The 15,904-nt window shown below is 62.2% G+C and carries 13 protein-coding genes and 1 tRNA gene; 8 read left to right on the forward strand and 6 right to left on the reverse strand.

Features of this window, described 5'->3' with window-relative positions:
* Positions 1 to 240 precede the first annotated feature (240 nt).
* The 6 genes from OO730_RS13175 (at position 241) to OO730_RS13200 (ending at position 5,525) form a co-directional block, all read left to right on the forward strand.
* Complete coding sequence (locus tag OO730_RS13175) at positions 241 to 1,026, forward strand: ABC transporter substrate-binding protein (RefSeq protein WP_407681895.1); 786 nt, start codon at positions 241 to 243, stop codon at positions 1,024 to 1,026.
* 72 nt (positions 1,027 to 1,098) lie between these two features.
* On the forward strand, positions 1,099 to 1,761 hold the full coding sequence (locus tag OO730_RS13180) for an amino acid ABC transporter permease (protein WP_264981938.1): 663 nt from the start codon (positions 1,099 to 1,101) through the stop codon (positions 1,759 to 1,761).
* The gene (locus tag OO730_RS13185; RefSeq protein WP_264981939.1) at positions 1,758 to 2,504 is read left to right on the forward strand and encodes an amino acid ABC transporter ATP-binding protein; all 747 of its coding nucleotides are present in this window, start codon (positions 1,758 to 1,760) and stop codon (positions 2,502 to 2,504) included. Before OO730_RS13180 ends, OO730_RS13185 begins: the two co-directional genes overlap by 4 nt.
* A gap of 13 nt (positions 2,505 to 2,517) precedes the next feature.
* Entirely contained in the window at positions 2,518 to 3,831 is a 1,314-nt protein-coding gene (gene kamA, locus OO730_RS13190; protein ID WP_264981940.1) for a lysine 2,3-aminomutase, read from the forward strand.
* Positions 3,821 to 4,681 carry a putative beta-lysine N-acetyltransferase gene (gene ablB / locus OO730_RS13195; protein WP_264981942.1) on the forward strand — a complete coding sequence of 287 codons (861 nt, stop codon included), beginning with the start codon at positions 3,821 to 3,823 and terminating at the stop codon, positions 4,679 to 4,681. The genes kamA and ablB overlap by 11 nt, the downstream gene beginning before the upstream one ends.
* Complete coding sequence (locus OO730_RS13200) at positions 4,629 to 5,525, forward strand: YitT family protein (protein ID WP_264981943.1); 897 nt, start codon at positions 4,629 to 4,631, stop codon at positions 5,523 to 5,525. The genes ablB and OO730_RS13200 overlap by 53 nt, the downstream gene beginning before the upstream one ends.
* 467 nt (positions 5,526 to 5,992) lie before the next feature.
* Here the strand turns inward: OO730_RS13200 and OO730_RS13205 are convergent.
* Together OO730_RS13205 and OO730_RS13210 are read right to left on the reverse strand one after the other, a co-directional pair.
* Positions 5,993 to 6,068: transfer RNA gene (locus OO730_RS13205), tRNA-Thr, on the reverse strand.
* Positions 6,069 to 6,134: 66 nt separating this feature from the next.
* A complete protein-coding gene (locus tag OO730_RS13210) occupies positions 6,135 to 8,108 on the reverse strand; it encodes a hydantoinase/oxoprolinase family protein (RefSeq protein ID WP_264981944.1) in 1,974 nt (657 codons plus the stop codon).
* 199 nt (positions 8,109 to 8,307) lie between these two features.
* On the opposite strand from OO730_RS13210, the gene OO730_RS13215 reads away from it, so the two are divergent.
* Both OO730_RS13215 and OO730_RS13220 read left to right on the forward strand, forming a co-directional pair.
* On the forward strand, positions 8,308 to 8,676 hold the full coding sequence (locus tag OO730_RS13215; RefSeq protein WP_264981945.1) for a hypothetical protein: 369 nt from the start codon (positions 8,308 to 8,310) through the stop codon (positions 8,674 to 8,676).
* Between the two features lie 95 nt (positions 8,677 to 8,771).
* Positions 8,772 to 10,877, forward strand: coding sequence for an acetate--CoA ligase family protein (locus tag OO730_RS13220; protein WP_264981946.1), 2,106 nt, complete (start codon positions 8,772 to 8,774; stop codon positions 10,875 to 10,877).
* Between the two features lie 984 nt (positions 10,878 to 11,861).
* Here the strand turns inward: OO730_RS13220 and OO730_RS13225 are convergent.
* From OO730_RS13225 to hslU, 4 genes are all read right to left on the reverse strand, one after another.
* Positions 11,862 to 12,080 (reverse strand): 4-oxalocrotonate tautomerase family protein, encoded by a 219-nt coding sequence (locus OO730_RS13225; RefSeq protein ID WP_264981947.1) that lies wholly within the window; start codon positions 12,078 to 12,080, stop codon positions 11,862 to 11,864.
* A 2-nt stretch (positions 12,081 to 12,082) separates the two neighbouring features.
* Positions 12,083 to 13,510, reverse strand: a complete 1,428-nt coding sequence (locus OO730_RS13230) for a sensor histidine kinase (RefSeq protein WP_264981948.1) — start codon at positions 13,508 to 13,510, stop codon at positions 12,083 to 12,085.
* A 120-nt stretch (positions 13,511 to 13,630) separates the two neighbouring features.
* Positions 13,631 to 14,425: an agmatinase gene (gene speB / locus OO730_RS13235; protein ID WP_264981949.1), complete on the reverse strand. Its 795-nt coding sequence runs from the start codon at positions 14,423 to 14,425 to the stop codon at positions 13,631 to 13,633.
* A 6-nt stretch (positions 14,426 to 14,431) separates the two neighbouring features.
* Positions 14,432 to 15,817, reverse strand: coding sequence for an ATP-dependent protease ATPase subunit HslU (gene hslU, locus OO730_RS13240; RefSeq protein ID WP_264981950.1), 1,386 nt, complete (start codon positions 15,815 to 15,817; stop codon positions 14,432 to 14,434).
* Positions 15,818 to 15,904 lie beyond the last annotated feature (87 nt).

A 15,904-nucleotide genomic window follows, 5' to 3' on the forward strand; every position in this document is an offset into this window, starting at 1 on the left:
CTTGGATGCACCCCAAGGCAACGCAAACCGCAGGCGAGAACCGATGCGACTCACAAACAAGAACAAATCATTTGACCTGATTGATCTGTCCATTGTCGCAGCGTCTCTTGTCGCGGCTTTCTTACTGATGTTCCTCATCGCTTCCCAGACGAATGGCTGCCTGACGGACTGCCTCCGGAACGGCGATCGATTCATCGTCATGCCGAGGAACTGTTACCTCAAAATTCTATAGGAGAACTTATGAAACGCTCTCGTCTGCTGCTGGCCGCTGTCGCGGTCACGCTTTTTGCCGTCATGCTCGCGGGTTGTTCCGAAGAGACCGTCGACTCGCTGTCGCGGGTCAAGAAGGCTGGGGAAATCAGTTTCGCCATGAGCGGCGGGTATCCCCCGTTCAACTTCTATAACGAAAGCAACGAACTCGTCGGTTTTGACGTGGACGTCGCAAGGGAAGTGGCCGCCCGCCTGGGCGTTTCGCTCAAGCCCGTGACCACCGAATGGAGCGGCATCATCGAAGGCCTGCGTTCCGGCGTCTACGACGGCATTCTCGGTTCCATGGCCGTGACGGAGAAACGGCTGGAAGTGGTCGATTTTTCAACCCCATACTACTATTCGGGCGCGCAGCTGCTCGTGAAGAAGGGCGCGTCCTATTCCGACCCTGCCCAGCTCAAGGGTAAGATCATCGGCGTGGTCACGGGAACGACCTTTTCCGACGACGCCGTCGGGCTCGGGGCCGGGGACGTGAGGCTCTACAAGGACGACACCCACACCCTGACCGAGTTGAACAACGGCGTGGTGGACGGCGTCATCACCGACCGCGTGGTCGGCGTGAATGCCATGAACAGCGGGAAATTCGACATAGCCCTGCTCGGGATGCCGTTGCGCGGCGAAGACATCGCCGTGGCCTTCCGCAAGGGCGACGACACCCTGCTGGCCGAGGTCAACAAGGCGCTGAGCGCCATGCATGCGGACGGCACCCTTTCCGACCTCAGCCGCAAATGGCTCAAGACCGACATCACGGTCCGATAACGCACTCCGGTCCGGCGCGGCGTTTCGTGGGGGAACGCCGCGTCGGTCTTTTTTTAACAACAGGACAAAGCCATGTACTTCGATTATACCGCGCTCGCCAAATACCTGCCGTTCTTTCTGCCGGCTGCCTGGATGACCATCAAGGTCACGACCATGGGCATTCTGCTCGGAATGGGGCTGGGGCTGGGAACGGCCTTTCTGCGCATTTCCGAGAAACCGGTCTTCTACCTTCCGGCCCGGGCCTACATATACCTTATTCGGGGTACTCCCCTGTTGCTTCAGCTGCTGTTCATCTATTTCGGCCTGCGCAGCGTGGCCGGGTTCGACGCCCTGACCTCGGCCACTCTGGCCCTCGGCATCCACAACGGCGCGTATATCGCCGAGATATTCAGGGGGGCCATCGTCTCCGTCTCCGGCGGCCAGATGGAAGCCGCGCGGAGCCTGGGCATGTCCTACAGGCGCGCCATGGTCCGCATCGTGCTTCCGCAGGCCTTCAAGCGGGCCATTCCCGCCCTGGGCAACCAGTTCATCATCGCCCTGAAGGATTCCTCCCTGGCCTCAACCATCACCATCAACGAGCTGCTGCTCAAGTCCCAGCAGTTGGCCTCGTCCAATTTCATGATGATGGAGATGCTGACCATCGCGGCGTTGTTCTATCTGTTGTACACGGCAATCTTCAGCAAGACTTTCAGCTTCATCGAGTCCCGTCTCGATGTGGACGGGGTGCAGGCATGACTTTGGACGAACAACAACCCGTCATCGAGATCAACGGCCTGAACAAGTGGTTCGGGGACAACCACGTGCTCAAGGGCATCGACCTCGACGTCCTGGACTCCGAGGTCCTGTGCGTCATCGGTGCCAGCGGCTCCGGCAAGTCCACCCTGTTGCGCTGCGTCAACTACCTGGAGACCTTCCAGGAGGGCTCGGTGCGCATCAAGGGGTGGGAGCTGACCGGCGATGAAAAACGCATCAACTCGTTGCGCGCCAGGGTGGGCATGGTGTTTCAGCATTTCAACCTGTTCCCCCACATGACCGTGCTGGGCAACGTCATGGAGGGCCCGTCCCAGGTCAAGAAGGTCAAGAAGCGGGCCGCCAGGGAAATCGGCAGGCATTTCCTGGACAAGGTCGGCTTGAGCGACAAGGAGAAAGCCTATCCCAATACGTTGTCCGGCGGCCAGAAACAGCGCGTGGCCATCGCCAGGGCCCTGGCCATGGAGCCGGACGTGATGCTCTTCGACGAGCCCACGTCCGCCCTGGACCCGGAGCTGGTGGGCGAGGTGCTCTCGGTCATGAAGGACCTGGCCGAGGACGGCATGACCATGATGGTCGTCACTCACGAGATGGGCTTTGCCCGCGAGGTGGGGGACATGGTCGCCTTCATGGACCAGGGCGTGATCCTGGAAGAGAACACGCCCTCGGCCTTTTTCGACGCCCCCAAGGAAGAACGGACTCGGGAGTTCCTGAGTCAGATACTGTAATCAAGGAGTTGTTTTGGAAATATTCAATGAACACCAACAGGAGGTCGCTGAGACGCTCCGCCGGGAAACCTCGAAATCGGACTGGACTGACTGGAAGTGGCATATCCGCCATTCCGTCAAGAGCGTCGATGACTTCGAGCGTGTGCTGGGCGTGAGCTTCCCGGAAGGGAAAAAACGGATATTCGAACGCACCGTGGACAAGTTCCCCATGTCCGTCACCCCGTATTATCTCTCCCTCATCGATCCGGAGGATTACGAGAACGACCCGGTCTTCCACCAGTCCTTCCCGTCGGGCGAAGAACTCAAGATCGGTCGTTTCGACATGACCGATCCCCTGCACGAGGACGAGGACAGCCCGGCTCCGGGCATCACCCACCGCTATCCCGACCGGGTTCTCTTCCACATCAGCAACCTCTGCTCCATGTACTGCCGCCACTGCACGCGCAAGCGCAAGGTGGGCGATCGGGATTCCATCCCGTCCCGCGACGACATCGAGCAGGGGCTCGAGTACATCCGCAACACGCCGCAGATTCGCGACGTGCTTCTCTCGGGCGGCGACCCGTTCATGCTGTCCGACGAGCGTTTGGATTGGGTCCTGACCCGGATCGGCGAAATCGAGCATGTGGAGGTGGTCCGGATCGGCACCCGCATGCCCGTGGTCCTGCCCTACCGGATCACGGACGAGCTGGTGTCCATGCTGAAGAAGCACCATCCGCTTTGGATCAACACGCATTTCAACCACCCTCGCGAGATCACCACGTCCGCCCGACGCGCCCTGCAGAAGCTGGCCGAGGCCGGGATACCGCTGGGCAACCAGAGCGTGCTCCTGGCCGGAGTCAACGACTGCCAGCGGCTGATAAGGACCCTGAATCACAAGCTGGTCAAGAACCGGGTGCGCCCCTACTATCTGTATCAGTGCGACCTGTCCGAGGGATTGACCCATTTCCGCACCCCAATCGGCAAGGGTATCGAGATCATCGAGAGCCTGCGCGGCCACACAAGCGGCTTTTCCGTGCCCACCTACGTGGTGGACGCGCCGGGCGGCGGCGGCAAGATTCCGGTCATGCCCAATTACATCGTGTCCTGGGGGCCGAATAAGGTGGTGCTCAGGAATTACGAGGGCGTCATCACCACCTACAACGAGCCCGAGTCCTACGAGCCCAACTACTGTGATCGCGATTGTTTGAACTGCAGCCTCCAGCTCAAGGAGGACGATGCGGAAGAAAAGGCGATCGGCATCGAGAAGCTCCTGTCCGACTGGGACGACACGACCAGCCTGACCCCGGAGAACAACGAACGTTTGGAGAGGAGAGACGATGCAGCCTGATGAAATCATCCGTCTCGGGCATTCCCTTGTTCAGCACGGACCGACCAATGACCGCGTTTACCTGATGAAACTCGCGCCCGAAGACCTGCCGGGCATAGCGAACGACGTCTATGAGCTGGGACGGCGGCACGGCTACTCCAAGCTGTTCGCCAAAGTTCCGGCGGACGCCATGAGTCATTTCACGGACCTGGGGTTCGTGGACGAAGCCCGTGTGCCCTTCATGCACAAAGGGGAGCGGGCCGGGTATTTCATGAGCAAATACCTGGATCAGGGGCGGGCGGTCCCGCGGAACATCGAACGGATTTCCGCAGTACTTGATCAAGCGGAGAGAAAACGGCATGAACCCCTTGCGCTTACCGGCGGGGAGGAGATACTCCGTCTTCGGCTGGGCGATGCTGATGAGTTGGCCGAGCTCTACGGGGCGGTGTTCGAAACCTACCCGTTCCCCCTCGACGACCCGTCCTATATCCGTCAGGCCATGATAGCCGATGCCGCCTTTTTCGGCATTGTGTCCGAAGGGCGGATTGTTGCCGCCGCATCCGTGGAGTTGGATATGGAGTGGCGTTGTGCCGAAATGACGGATTTCGCCACCCGGCCGGAGTTCCGGGCAAAGGGGGCGGCGGGAAGGCTGCTGGCGACCATGGAAGAAGCATCACGTGACATCAATATCGAGGTCGCCTATACCATCGCCAGAGCCGAGAGCTTCGGCATGAACATCGTCTTTGCCAGGGCGGGGTATACCTTCGGCGGGACGTTGCACAACAACACGCAGATCGCGGGCAAACTGGAGAGCATGAATGTCTGGCACAAGCAGATCCTATCTCGGCAAAGGGCCGGTCTTTCGGCTTAACATATCCTATTCGATCTGGTGGAATCTGCTGCTCCTGACAGTGGGGTCGCTCATCGTATCGGTGGGCATCAAGAGCCTGGCCGTTCCCCACGGCCTCGTGACCGGGGGCGTGTTCGGCCTTGCCTCCCTGCTGTACTATATGACGGACGCGATGAATCCCGGCTGGATATACTTCCTGCTGAACGTGCCGCTGTTCCTGTTCGCCTGGTTCAAGGTCAGCCGGAGGTTTTTTCTTTACAGCCTCTACGCCATGGTGGCGACCACGCTCCTCTATGAGTCGGTCACCATCCACATCCAGGTTCAGGATCAGCTGTACGCCGCCATAGCCAGCGGCGTCATGACCGGATTCGGGGCGGGCATCGTGCTTCGTTCCCTGGGATCCAACGGCGGGCTGGACGTCATCGCCGTCTATCTCTTCCAAAAATTCAACGTGGGCATCGGCCGCGTCTATATGGTGTTCAACGCATTGCTGTTTTGCGGCAGCCTCATGCGGCTGCCGCTGGACGTCATCATAGCATCACTGATCATGGTCGTTATCACTTCCATGGTGGTGGACCAGACACTGTCGCTTTTCAGCCAGCGCAAGGTCGTGTTCATCATCTCCAACATGGCCGATGAGATCAGCAGGGACGTCCTCATCCAGCTCAAGCAGAGTGCGACGTTTCTCAAGGGATTCGGCGCGTTCTCCCGACAAGAGAAGAACGTGCTCATGACCGTGGTCAACAACGTGCAGCTCAAGAAGCTGGAAGAGATAACCTTCACCCACGACGAAGATGCGCTGTTCATCGTCGAGAACACGTTCTCGGTAATCGGCGCGAGCTTTTCCCGCAGGAAAATATATTGATGTGACGGGGCGCGGAGTGGGTAGGGCGTTGCTGCGGGCTCCGAAGAGCGGCCGGTTCGCCTCAATCATGAGCTGAAGGGATGATCGCGCGGGGCCAAGGCGAAGCCCGCCGGACATCCGCGAAGACGCTGCTGCGGCGTTCTCCCGATAATGCGCCCGGCACCGTCCCGGCCTTGAACTCTGCTGATAATCGTCTTTCCCGGCGCTTGTGTTTAAGTCCATCCCATCATCTTGATTTCATTTAGTAATCTGTCTCAGACAAACGCTACCGAAAATGTCCTGTTCAGGACGCCGCCGCCATTTATTTAAATGCTCATGTCCTATTATGCAGTGAACCATTCATTGTGCGCTGTGTTGAATGACCTGCTCCCCGAAAGCTGGCCCATACTTAACATTCGATGTGGGCCAGTTTTCGGGGAGCAGGTCAAAAAAAGCGCTTACGACATGCCGTAAGCGCTTGTTTTTCCTGGAGCCAGGAATCGGAGTTGAACCGACGACCTACTGATTACGAATCAGTTGCTCTACCAACTGAGCTATCCTGGCGAAACGGGAGACGATTTTTATAACAGGGGGAGGGGCGGGGTCAAGGGAAAAAGCGCGGGGTGCGGGTCAGCCGGTTTGCAGGATCAGATTGGACAGGGGGTCCACGGTGACCGGGGTGTCGGGCGGGATGACGATGGTGGAGCTGTATTCCGTGACGATGGCCGGGCCGGTGAAGCGGTTGCCCGGGCGCAGCTCGGTGCGGTCGATGATGGCCGTCTCAAATGGCTGGCCGTTGAATACGGTTTGTTGGCTGCCGACCACGGCCTGGTCGGAGAGGGCGGCCTCGCCCGCTTGGAGGCGGGGCAGGGGGAGGCGGTCCTGGCGGCCGCGGCTGCGCAGGCGGACGTTGACCACCTCCACGGGCTTGGCCGCGTTGCGGTGGCCGTACCGGCGTTCATGCAGGGTTTCGAACGCCTCGCGCATGTCCGGGGCGAACGGGACCGTGATCTCGAAGGACTGGCCCGAGTAGCGCATGTCCAGGAATCGCTCGTGGCCGATGCGTTCAGGGGGGACGCCCTCGGCGGCCAGTTCGGCCCCGGCCTGTTTTTCCAACTCGTCGAACAGGGGGGCCAGGTCGTCCGCGCCGGTGTCCGCGCCGCGCATGACGGTTTGCGAGTAGTCCTTGACCACGTCGGCCAGGAGCATGCCCTGGGCCGAGAGGATGCCGGGGTTGACCGGGATCAGGACACGGGGCATGCCCAGCAGCCGGGCCAGCTCGACGCAGTGCATGCCGCCCGCGCCGCCAAAGGAGAACAGGGTGAACTCGCGGGGGTCGAACCCCTTTTCCACGGAGATTACCCGGATGGCCCGCTCCATGTTGGCTGCGGCCACGGCCAGGATGCCCTCGGCCAGCTCTCCCGGGCCCATGCCGAACCGGCGGGCAAGTCTTTCCACGCCCTCCCGCGCACCGTCCGCGTTCAGGGCCATGCCGCCGCCGAGGAAGCGTTCGGGCACGATGCGGCCGAGGAAGAGATTGGCGTCGGTCACGGTGACCTCGACGCCGCCCCGCCCGTAGCAGATGGGGCCGGGGGCCGCGCCCGCGCTCTCGGGCCCCACGCTCAGCGAGCCGCCGGGGTCCGGGGACGCGATGGAACCGCCGCCCGCGCCCACGGTGTGGATATCGATCATGGGCACCTTGACCGGGTACCCGGCTATGCTCGACTCGAAGGTCATGGGCAGGTCCCCGTCCATGAGGCTGACGTCCGTACTCGTGCCGCCCATGTCAAAGGTGATCAGTCTGTCGAACCCGGCGGCGTGTCCGATCTCCAGCGCACCCACCGCCCCGCCGGCCGGACCGGAAAGGATGGTGCGCACGGACTCGCGCATGGCCGTGGCTGTCGAGATGGAACCGCCGTTGGACTGCATGACGCGCAGCCTGTTGCCCGCCATGCCCCGGGTCAGATCGGTCAGGTACCGGGTCATGATGGGCGAGACATAGGCGTTGACCACCGTGGTGGAGGTGCGCTCGAACTCGCGGAATTCGGACAGGATTTCATGGGACAGGGACACGGGCAGGCCGAGTTCGGCCAGCATTTCCCCCATGCGTTTCTCGTGGTCCGGGGCCAGGAAGGAGAAAAGAAAGCAGACGGCTGCGGACTGCGCGCCGGAATTCCGCACGGCCCGCACCACCTGCCGGGCCGCGTCCTCGTCAAACGGTTCGATCTCCTCGCCGGTTGAGGCGATCCGGCCCGGCGCGCCGAAGCGGCGTTCGCGCGGCACGATGTGGGGCTGCCGCCGGTAGGCCAGGTCGTAGAGGCGGCTGCGGTTCTGGCGGCCGATCTCGATGACGTCCGTGAAATTGGCGTTGGTCACCAGGGCGGTGGGCACCCCCTTGCGTTCCAGGATGGCGTTGGTGGCCACGGTGGAGCCGTGCACCACGGACATGTCCTCCGCGTCCCCGGCGATGCGGGCCAGGCCGTGCAGCACCGCCTCGGCCGGGTTGTGCGGCGTGGACAAGGTCTTGTAGGTGCCGATCCGTTCGTTGGAGACATAGATGAAGTCGGTGAAGGTGCCGCCGGTGTCGACGCCGATGGTGAGCACGATGTTCCTCCTGTGGTGTCGGGGGAGGATACAGCAAACCGCAGGCGTCCGCCAGAGGGCCTGTCCGCCGGAGGGCGGTCGGGTGAAGGCGCTTCCCCGACCGCGTCGTCTGTGCCGGTTGAGCCGGACGCGAACGGAAACCTTGCGGTTTCCTTGTGGAATGTGGAATAAGGACCGACAAACAGAAACGGACGCGAACATGTATTCCATCGATTTCCAAATAGAGAACGGCGTGCTCAGGGCATCGGTCTGCGGCGTCATCGCCAGCGGCGAGGAGGCTGCGGCCAAGGCGCGGGACGTGATCGACACGGGCCTGAAGGTCGGGGTTCACCGTATCCTGCTCGATGAGCGGGAGGTGGACATCTCCATTGACGTCCACGAGATCATCTCCATTGCCAGGGAGCTTGTGGGGCGGGAGATTCCTCTCTACGGGGGCAGGATGGCCTGCCTGTATCGGCCGGAGAAGAAGGACCTCTACAAGACCTACGAGACCATCTACCAGAACCGGTCGCTGAGCTACCGGCTGTTCGACGACCCGGGCCGGGCCATGGCCTGGCTCAGGAAGTGAAGCCGTCTCCTGCCGACCTTTCCCTTGTTCCCTCCGCCCCTTTCGGGTTACTCTCGGCCCACTGTTCAACCCCGACCGCATCAGGAGTGACCCGCTTGACTTCCACGGACAAACTGCACGCCTTCTTCTATCCCGAAAAAGTGGCCGTTATCGGCGCATCCGCCACCCCCGGCAAGGTGGGCCATACCGTGGTCGCCAACATGCTGGGGGCCGGGTTCAAGGGCCGGGTCATCCCCGTGAATCCCAAGGGCGGCGAGATCGAGGGGCTTGCGGTGACCACGGATATCGCGGACCTGCCGCGCGGCCTTGACCTGGCCGTGATTTCGGTGCCCCCCCAATTCGTCATCCCGGCCATCGAGGCCCTGGGAGCCATCGGCGCCAAGTCGGCCATCGTCATCACCGCCGGGTTCAAGGAAGCGGGCAAGGAAGGGTATGACCTCGAACAGCGGATCATCGCGTTGTGCGAGGAACACTCCATCGCGTTGCTCGGCCCCAACTGCCTGGGCATGATGAACACCTCGGCGGGTGTCAACGCGTCCTTTGCCGCAGGCCAGCCCAATCCCGGTTCCATCGCCTTTTTTTCGCAGAGCGGCGCCCTGTGCGTGGCCATCCTCGACTGGGCGCTGGGCGCGAACATCGGCTTTTCCAAGTTCGTGTCGCTGGGCAACAAGGCCGTGCTCGACGAGGCGGACATGCTCGACTACCTGAACGAGGACGATGAGACGAGCGTCATTCTCGGCTACATCGAAAACGTGGAGCACGGGGACGCCTTCCTGGACGCCGCGCGCCGGACCTGCCTGAACAAGCCCGTGATCATGATCAAATCCGGCACCACGGCGGCCGGAGCCAAGGCCGCCTCCTCGCATACCGGAGCCATTGCCGGGTCGGACCAGACCTACACGGCCGCCTTCCACCAGTCCGGAGTCATCCGGGTGGGGGACGTGGCCTCGCTCTTCAACCTGGCCCAGGCCTTTTCCAGCCAGCCCCTGCCCAAGGGCCCGAACCTGGCCCTGGTCACCAACTCCGGCGGGCCCGGCATCCTGGCGGCGGACGCGGCTGACCGGTCCCGGCTGACCATGGCCGCCCTGTCCCAGAAGACCATCCAGCGGCTTCAGGAATTTCTGCCCAGCTATGCGGCCTTCTACAATCCGGTGGACATCGTCGGCGACGCGGACGCCAAGCGCTACCGCCAGACCCTGGACGTGGTGGCCGACGACCCCATGGTCCACTCCATCCTCGTCCTGCTCACGCCCACGGCCTCCGTGCAGATCGAGAAGACCGCCGAGGCGGTCATCCGCATCGCCGAGAAGTCCGGCAAGCCCGTCTTTGCCTGCTTCATGGGCAAGACCCGTGTGGCCGGGGCGCGCCGCATGCTCATGGAGGCGGGCATCCCGTGCTACGCCTTCCCCGAGCCCGCAGTGCACGCCATCGAGGCCATGTATGAATATTACCTGTGGAAGAACCGCCCGGAGCCGCAGTACCGCGAGGTCGAACGCGACATCGAGGCTGCCCGCGCACTGATTCGCGATCACGAGCGGCGCAACCAGCCGGAGATCGTGGAGTTCGAAGCCCAGCAGGTACTCAAGGCGTACGGGCTGCCCACGCCGCAAACCGTGCTGGCCCGTTCCTCGGATGAGGCCGTGGCCGCCGCCGAGGAGATCGGTTACCCCGTGGTGCTCAAGATCGCTTCGCCGGACATCTCCCACAAGTCCGACGTGGGCGGTGTGAAGGTGAATCTCGGCAACGCCACCGAGGTCATGAAGACCTTCAAGGAGATCACGGCCCGGGCCCAGCGGCTGCGCCGTGACGCCTACATCGCGGGCTGCCTGGTCCAGGAGATGGCCCCTCCGGGCGTCAGGGAAGTGATAATCGGCTTCAAACGCGACGAGCAGTTCGGTCCCATGCTCATGTTCGGGCTGGGCGGCATCTACGTGGAGATCATGAAGGACATCGCCTTCAAGCTGGCCCCGCTGTCAAAGCAGGATGCCTTCGAGATCGTGCGCGAAATCAAGTCCTACATGCTGCTCAAGGGGCTGAAGGGCGAACAGCCGGTGAACTTCACCGCCCTCGAGGAGATCGTCATGGTCATGTCGCGGCTGGCCCTCGACCTTCCGCAGGTGGTGGAGGCCGAGTTCAACCCGGTTCTCGTCAATCACGAGCGGGCCATCGTCGCTGATGTGCGGATGACCCTGCGGGTTTAGGGGGTAGGCTCCAAACCCGCTTTGCGGGTTTGATCGCCTCATATTTTAGAGTGTGCGCGCATTCGCGTTCAACGTTGCCCGTTTTCCTTTTGGAGTGTTCCGCCCCTCGGCGGCCCTATTTTTGGCTAGCGCCCCAAAAATAGGGGAAAAAACGCGCTTTTGCGCCAGCTCGTGATGGCGGGGCCAAGAGCCTGTAGGCGACTTCGCTGCCCGTCAGGATAGCCTGCATACGCAGGTTCGGACGGGCCGCGCTGCGTCGCCCTCGACAGGCTCTAAGCCCCGCCATCAATTGCCGATCTTCGTATGTGGATTTGAAGCAGTTGCGACGAGACAACCATAAACGAACTACCAGCTTCCCCAGTCTTTTTTCCCCCATTCCCATGGAGCGTCACCGGAGAGCGAAGCGATCCGGCAGCGGCTCTCGCTCCCGTGCACCGTACCGCGCCTAGGACTGTTCTTCCAAGGCGCACCCGTTATTGTCCCTTGGCCTCCCAGTCAGTGGAACGCTTCAGCCCTTGATCGGCGGCTTAGAAGTCGACAGCGAGGGGCGGCGGCTCCCGAAACGGGACACGATTGTATCGCCAGGGAGTTCGGCCTTGCGGGGAGGCAGCGCCTCGCATCCCCCACGGATGGGAGCCGCGCCGAGCGCATCGGATTCTTGCCGCCGATCTCGGGGCGGCCAAGCTCACAAAGCGCACTTTTTGCTGACTTTTTGGTGCGCCAGCCACAAATCCGCAGGACAGCGGATTTGGAGCGCGCCTGGCAAGGCGCGACCCCGGAGGGGTGAGGGCCATGGACGGCCCGAATCAAAAAGTCAGCCGCTGTAAAAGCGGAACACGATGTAAGGATAACGAATGCGGTAAAACGCGAATGCGCGCACACTCCAAAAACGAGACGATCATACCCGCCAAAGGCGGGTATGGAGCCCGAAACAGCAAGGCATAGGCCACTGGAGTAGAGCCGTTCCGCGCTTCCCGCCGTGGGCTACGCCGTGGACTTTTTGGGGCCCGCTGCCCGAAGCGAACTCACCGACTCTCCTCCGATGCCCCAGTTGTCGGTGTCCACCTCGTCTATGATGACGAAGGTGGTCTTGGGGTTTTTGCCGAGCACATCGGCCAGAAGGTCGGTGACGCCCCGGATGAGCTGCTGTTTCTGTTCGGCGGTGGCGCCTTCCCTGGTGATGCGGATATTGACGAACGGCATGGCTAGGCTCCTGTTTCAGTGGAATCGTGCTTGGGCAGGGTCACGGTGATGGTGGTGCCCGCTTCTTCGGATGAACGCATGGTTATGTCGCCGCCCATGGTGCGGGTCAGAAGCCGGGCCGAATAGGTGCCCAGTCCCGTGCCGTCCTGTTTCCCGGCGGTGGTGTATTTATCGAAAAAGTTGTCCCTGATGGTCTCGGGAACGGCTCCGGTGTTGTGCACCTCGATGGTCACCTCGCCGTTGGAGGACAGGATGATGTCCACTGTCCGGTCAGGCTCCGAGGCCTCGACGCCGTTCTTCACCAGATTGGCGAGCAGGGAGTAGCAGAGCGGCTCTTCTCCGGCAACGTAGAGCGCATCGGCTTCGTCTTCCGGGGCATCCTCGCGTATGATCCGTATGGTGACGTTCCGTTCGGCGGCCAGGCCCGACAGGTCGGCGGCCACCTGGTGACAGGTGGATGCGATGTCCACGCCGACCGGCGTGTACTGGTACTTGCCGGTTTCCATCTTGTAGATGTCCAGGCTTCGGTTGATCAGGTCGAGACCGACGATCACCGTGTTGTGCATTTCGTCGAGCACTTCCCGCTGTTCCGCGTTCGTTTCCGTGTACTGCTTGAGGTAGCTGATGCCGTTGAGCGCGCCCACCAAGGGACTCTTGAGGTCGTGCCGCGTGATCCGGTCCACGTCCGCCCGAAGCCTGTCGGCCTGGCGCAATGCCTTGAGGCGGCTTGATTCCTTGCTCAGCAGGCCGATGACGCCGAGCAGGATGCACAGGGACGTGATGATGGACCCGTATGTGGCATAGGTGTTGAAGCGGTCCATGTTGCTTTTGACGTCCGAGATGTCGAATTGAAACTCGAAGGCGCCGAGAAACTCGCCGTCGTTCATGAGGGGGACGGTGGTTATGACCATGTCGACGCGTTTTTTCAGGCCGCCCGGGCCGGGTTTGGTCGTGGTGCCGAGCTTTGAATCGATGCCCCCCTTGGCCACCACGCGCAGGAATTGCGGGTTCTTGTTGATGGTCGTGATCTCCGATGCGTCGGAGGAATACAGGGTGGCCCCTTCAGGAGAGTAAAGCCCGATCTTGAGCAGCTCGAAGTTTTTTTCCAATCGGTAGATGTCGGCCAGAAGGCGCGGGGACTCCATGCTTTGGTGGGTCAGCTTCCCGTATTTTTCCGAGGGCGGTATGGTGTGTGCCGCCAACCGCACGGCGCCGGTCTCGATGGTGGCGATGAGCAGTTTGCTATAGGCCGGGAAAATGATGGTGATGTTGATCAGCGGCAGGGCCACGGCCACGACCAGGGCAAGGGCGAGAATGCCGAGCAGGGGACGGCTGCGCCGGAAGGCGAGGGTGTCTTCCGTGAGCACCGCGCTCAGTATGGGTATTTTCAGGGAGACGCGATCAAGCGCCTGTCGGTCGATTTCCGCCATTTCCGGGCGTTCCTCCGGGCTTTGCTGGTTTTAAGGTGTCATTGACCATAGCATAAGCGGGAAAACAGGCAAGCGGGTGATAATCCGATATGGCGGCAGTCGCACGCCGGACGGGACTTGTCAGCCGCCGAGCATCATCCCGGCAATTTCACGCAGTATCTTGGATCCGGTCATGGCCGTGATCCCGTCGGTGTCGCGATCCGGGTTGAGCTCCACGATGTCCGCGCCGATGACGGGCGCGTCCACGGCATGGATGACGTCCAGCAGCTCGCGGGTGGTCATGCCGCCCGGCTCGTGGTGCGACACCCCGGGCGCGCAGGCCGGGTCCAGGACGTCCAGGTCCACGGTAATGTATACCGGGGTGTCGAAGACCAATTCGGGCCACTTCCGGCGGTCCTTCATTTCCAGCCACCGGATGCCGAATTTGTCCCGCTGTTCCCGTTGGTGGCCGGAGGCGGTGCGGATGCCCACGGATACCAGCCGGGTGCAGAGGCCCTCCTCCATTATCCGCGAGAACGGGCAGGCGTGGGAGAGGGGGTTGCCTTCGAACTCGTGGTAGCAGTCGGGGTGGGCGTCGAAATGGAGGACGGCGAAGTCCCCGTGCGCCGCCTTCATGCCTTTCACCAGCGGGTAGGTCACGGAGTGGTCGCCGCCGATGAAGATGGGCGTGGCGCCGCTCTCGCCCGCCTCGCGGGCCGCGTTTTCGATGCGGCCGAAGGCTTCTTCCGCATCTCCCAGGTCGATGATCCCCCGGTGGTCGATGATCCCGGACAGGTCATGCCCGGTCTCGGTCCACAGGTTGGCCGAATCGCAGTGCAGGGCTTCCACCAGCGCGAGCGGGCCCTTGGCCGAGCCCCGCAGGTAGGAGGAGTTGTGGTCCAGGGGGACGCCGATCAGGGAGATGCGTTTTTCCATGGCTGTCTACAGGATGTAGCGCGACAGGTCGCGGTCCTCGATCACCTGGCCGAGCTGGGCCACGACGTAGTCCCGGTCGATGACCACCTTCTGGCCGGATTTGTCCGGGGCCTCGAAGGACAGGGTGGCCAGGATCTTCTCCATGATGGTGTAGAGCCTGCGCGCACCGATGTTCTCGGTCTCCTCGTTGATCTTCTCGGCCATGGCCGAGATTTCCTCCAGCGCCTCCCTGGTGTAGTCCACGGCCACGCCCTCGGTCTGGAGCAGGGCCTTGTACTGCACGGTGAGCGCGTTCTTGGGCTCCGTCAGGATGCGGTAGAACTCCTCCTTGTGCAGCGAGGCCAGCTCTTCGCGCAGGGGAAAGCGCCCCTGGAGTTCCGGGATCAGGTCCGACGGCTTGGCGAAATGGAAGGCCCCGGCAGCGATGAACAGGATGTGGTCGGTCTTGACCATGCCGTATTTGGTGTTGACCACGCTGCCCTCGACGATGGGCAGCAGGTCGCGCTGCACGCCTTCTCGGGAGACGTCGGTCGAGCCGCCGCCGGCGTGGTCGTGGCGGGTGGCGATCTTGTCCATCTCGTCGATGAACAGGATGCCCGACTGCTCCACGCGTTCGCGGGCCAGCTCGTTGACCGCGTCCGGGTCGATGAGCTTGTCCGCCTCCTCGTCGATGAGCACCTCAAAAGCGTCCTTGATCTTCATCTTGCGCGTCTTGCGCTTGCCCGGGAACATGTTGGAGAACGCGCTCTGGAGGTTGGAGCCCATGTCCTGCATGCCGGGGATGGCCATGATCTCGACCTGCGCCCCGCTCTGGATGGTCACCTCCATCTCCACTTCGCGCTCGTCCAGGTGGCCCTGGCGGAACATCCTGCGGAACTTTTCCCTGGTGTCGTCGTCCTTGGGCGGCTCCACCGGCTCGACGTCGCCGTTCTGCCCGGCGGAGAAAAAGCCCATGGGATTGGCCGGTTCCTTTTTCTTGCCCGGCAGGAGCAGGTCCAGCAGCCGCTCCTCGGCGTTCTTCTCGGCCTTGATGCGGACCTTTTCCGTTTCCTCCTTGCGGACCATGGTGATGCCGATCTCCATCAGGTCGCGGACCATGGACTCCACGTCGCGGCCCACGTAGCCCACCTCGGTGAACTTGGTGGCTTCGACCTTGAAGAAGGGGCAGTTGGTCAGCCGGGCCAGACGGCGGGCGATCTCGGTCTTGCCCACGCCGGTCGGGCCCATGAGGATGATGTTCTTGGGCGCGATCTCGTCGCGCAGGTCCGGGTCTATCTGCTGCCTGCGCCAGCGGTTGCGCATGGCGATGGCCACCATGCGTTTGGCGTCGTTCTGGCCGATGATGTACTTGTCCAGTTCCGATACGATCTCTCGGGGAGTCAGGTTGCTCATGTGATGCCTCCGGCGGTCGGGGGAAGGGGAGGAAAAACCCTTTGAAAAGGGGGCTTTCCTCCCCTTCCCCCGAACCCCCATCCCCTC

Source organism: Pseudodesulfovibrio portus (assembly GCF_026000375.1).
In the GTDB taxonomy this organism is placed as follows: domain Bacteria; phylum Desulfobacterota; class Desulfovibrionia; order Desulfovibrionales; family Desulfovibrionaceae; genus Pseudodesulfovibrio; species Pseudodesulfovibrio portus.

Bases quoted from the DNA above. Each gene is read 5' to 3' on its own strand.
- OO730_RS13175 (WP_407681895.1), top strand. From the start codon at position 241: ATGAAACGCTCTCGTCTGCTGCTGGCCGCTGTCGCGGTCACGCTTTTT.
- OO730_RS13180 (WP_264981938.1), top strand. From the start codon at position 1,099: ATGTACTTCGATTATACCGCGCTCGCCAAATACCTGCCGTTCTTTCTG.
- OO730_RS13185 (WP_264981939.1), top strand. From the start codon at position 1,758: ATGACTTTGGACGAACAACAACCCGTCATCGAGATCAACGGCCTGAAC.
- ablB (WP_264981942.1), top strand. From the start codon at position 3,821: ATGCAGCCTGATGAAATCATCCGTCTCGGGCATTCCCTTGTTCAGCAC.
- OO730_RS13200 (WP_264981943.1), top strand. From the start codon at position 4,629: ATGTCTGGCACAAGCAGATCCTATCTCGGCAAAGGGCCGGTCTTTCGG.
- OO730_RS13215 (WP_264981945.1), top strand. From the start codon at position 8,308: ATGTATTCCATCGATTTCCAAATAGAGAACGGCGTGCTCAGGGCATCG.
- OO730_RS13225 (WP_264981947.1), bottom strand. From the start codon at position 12,080: ATGCCGTTCGTCAATATCCGCATCACCAGGGAAGGCGCCACCGCCGAA.
- OO730_RS13230 (WP_264981948.1), bottom strand. From the start codon at position 13,510: ATGGCGGAAATCGACCGACAGGCGCTTGATCGCGTCTCCCTGAAAATA.
- speB (WP_264981949.1), bottom strand. From the start codon at position 14,425: ATGGAAAAACGCATCTCCCTGATCGGCGTCCCCCTGGACCACAACTCC.
- hslU (WP_264981950.1), bottom strand. From the start codon at position 15,817: ATGAGCAACCTGACTCCCCGAGAGATCGTATCGGAACTGGACAAGTAC.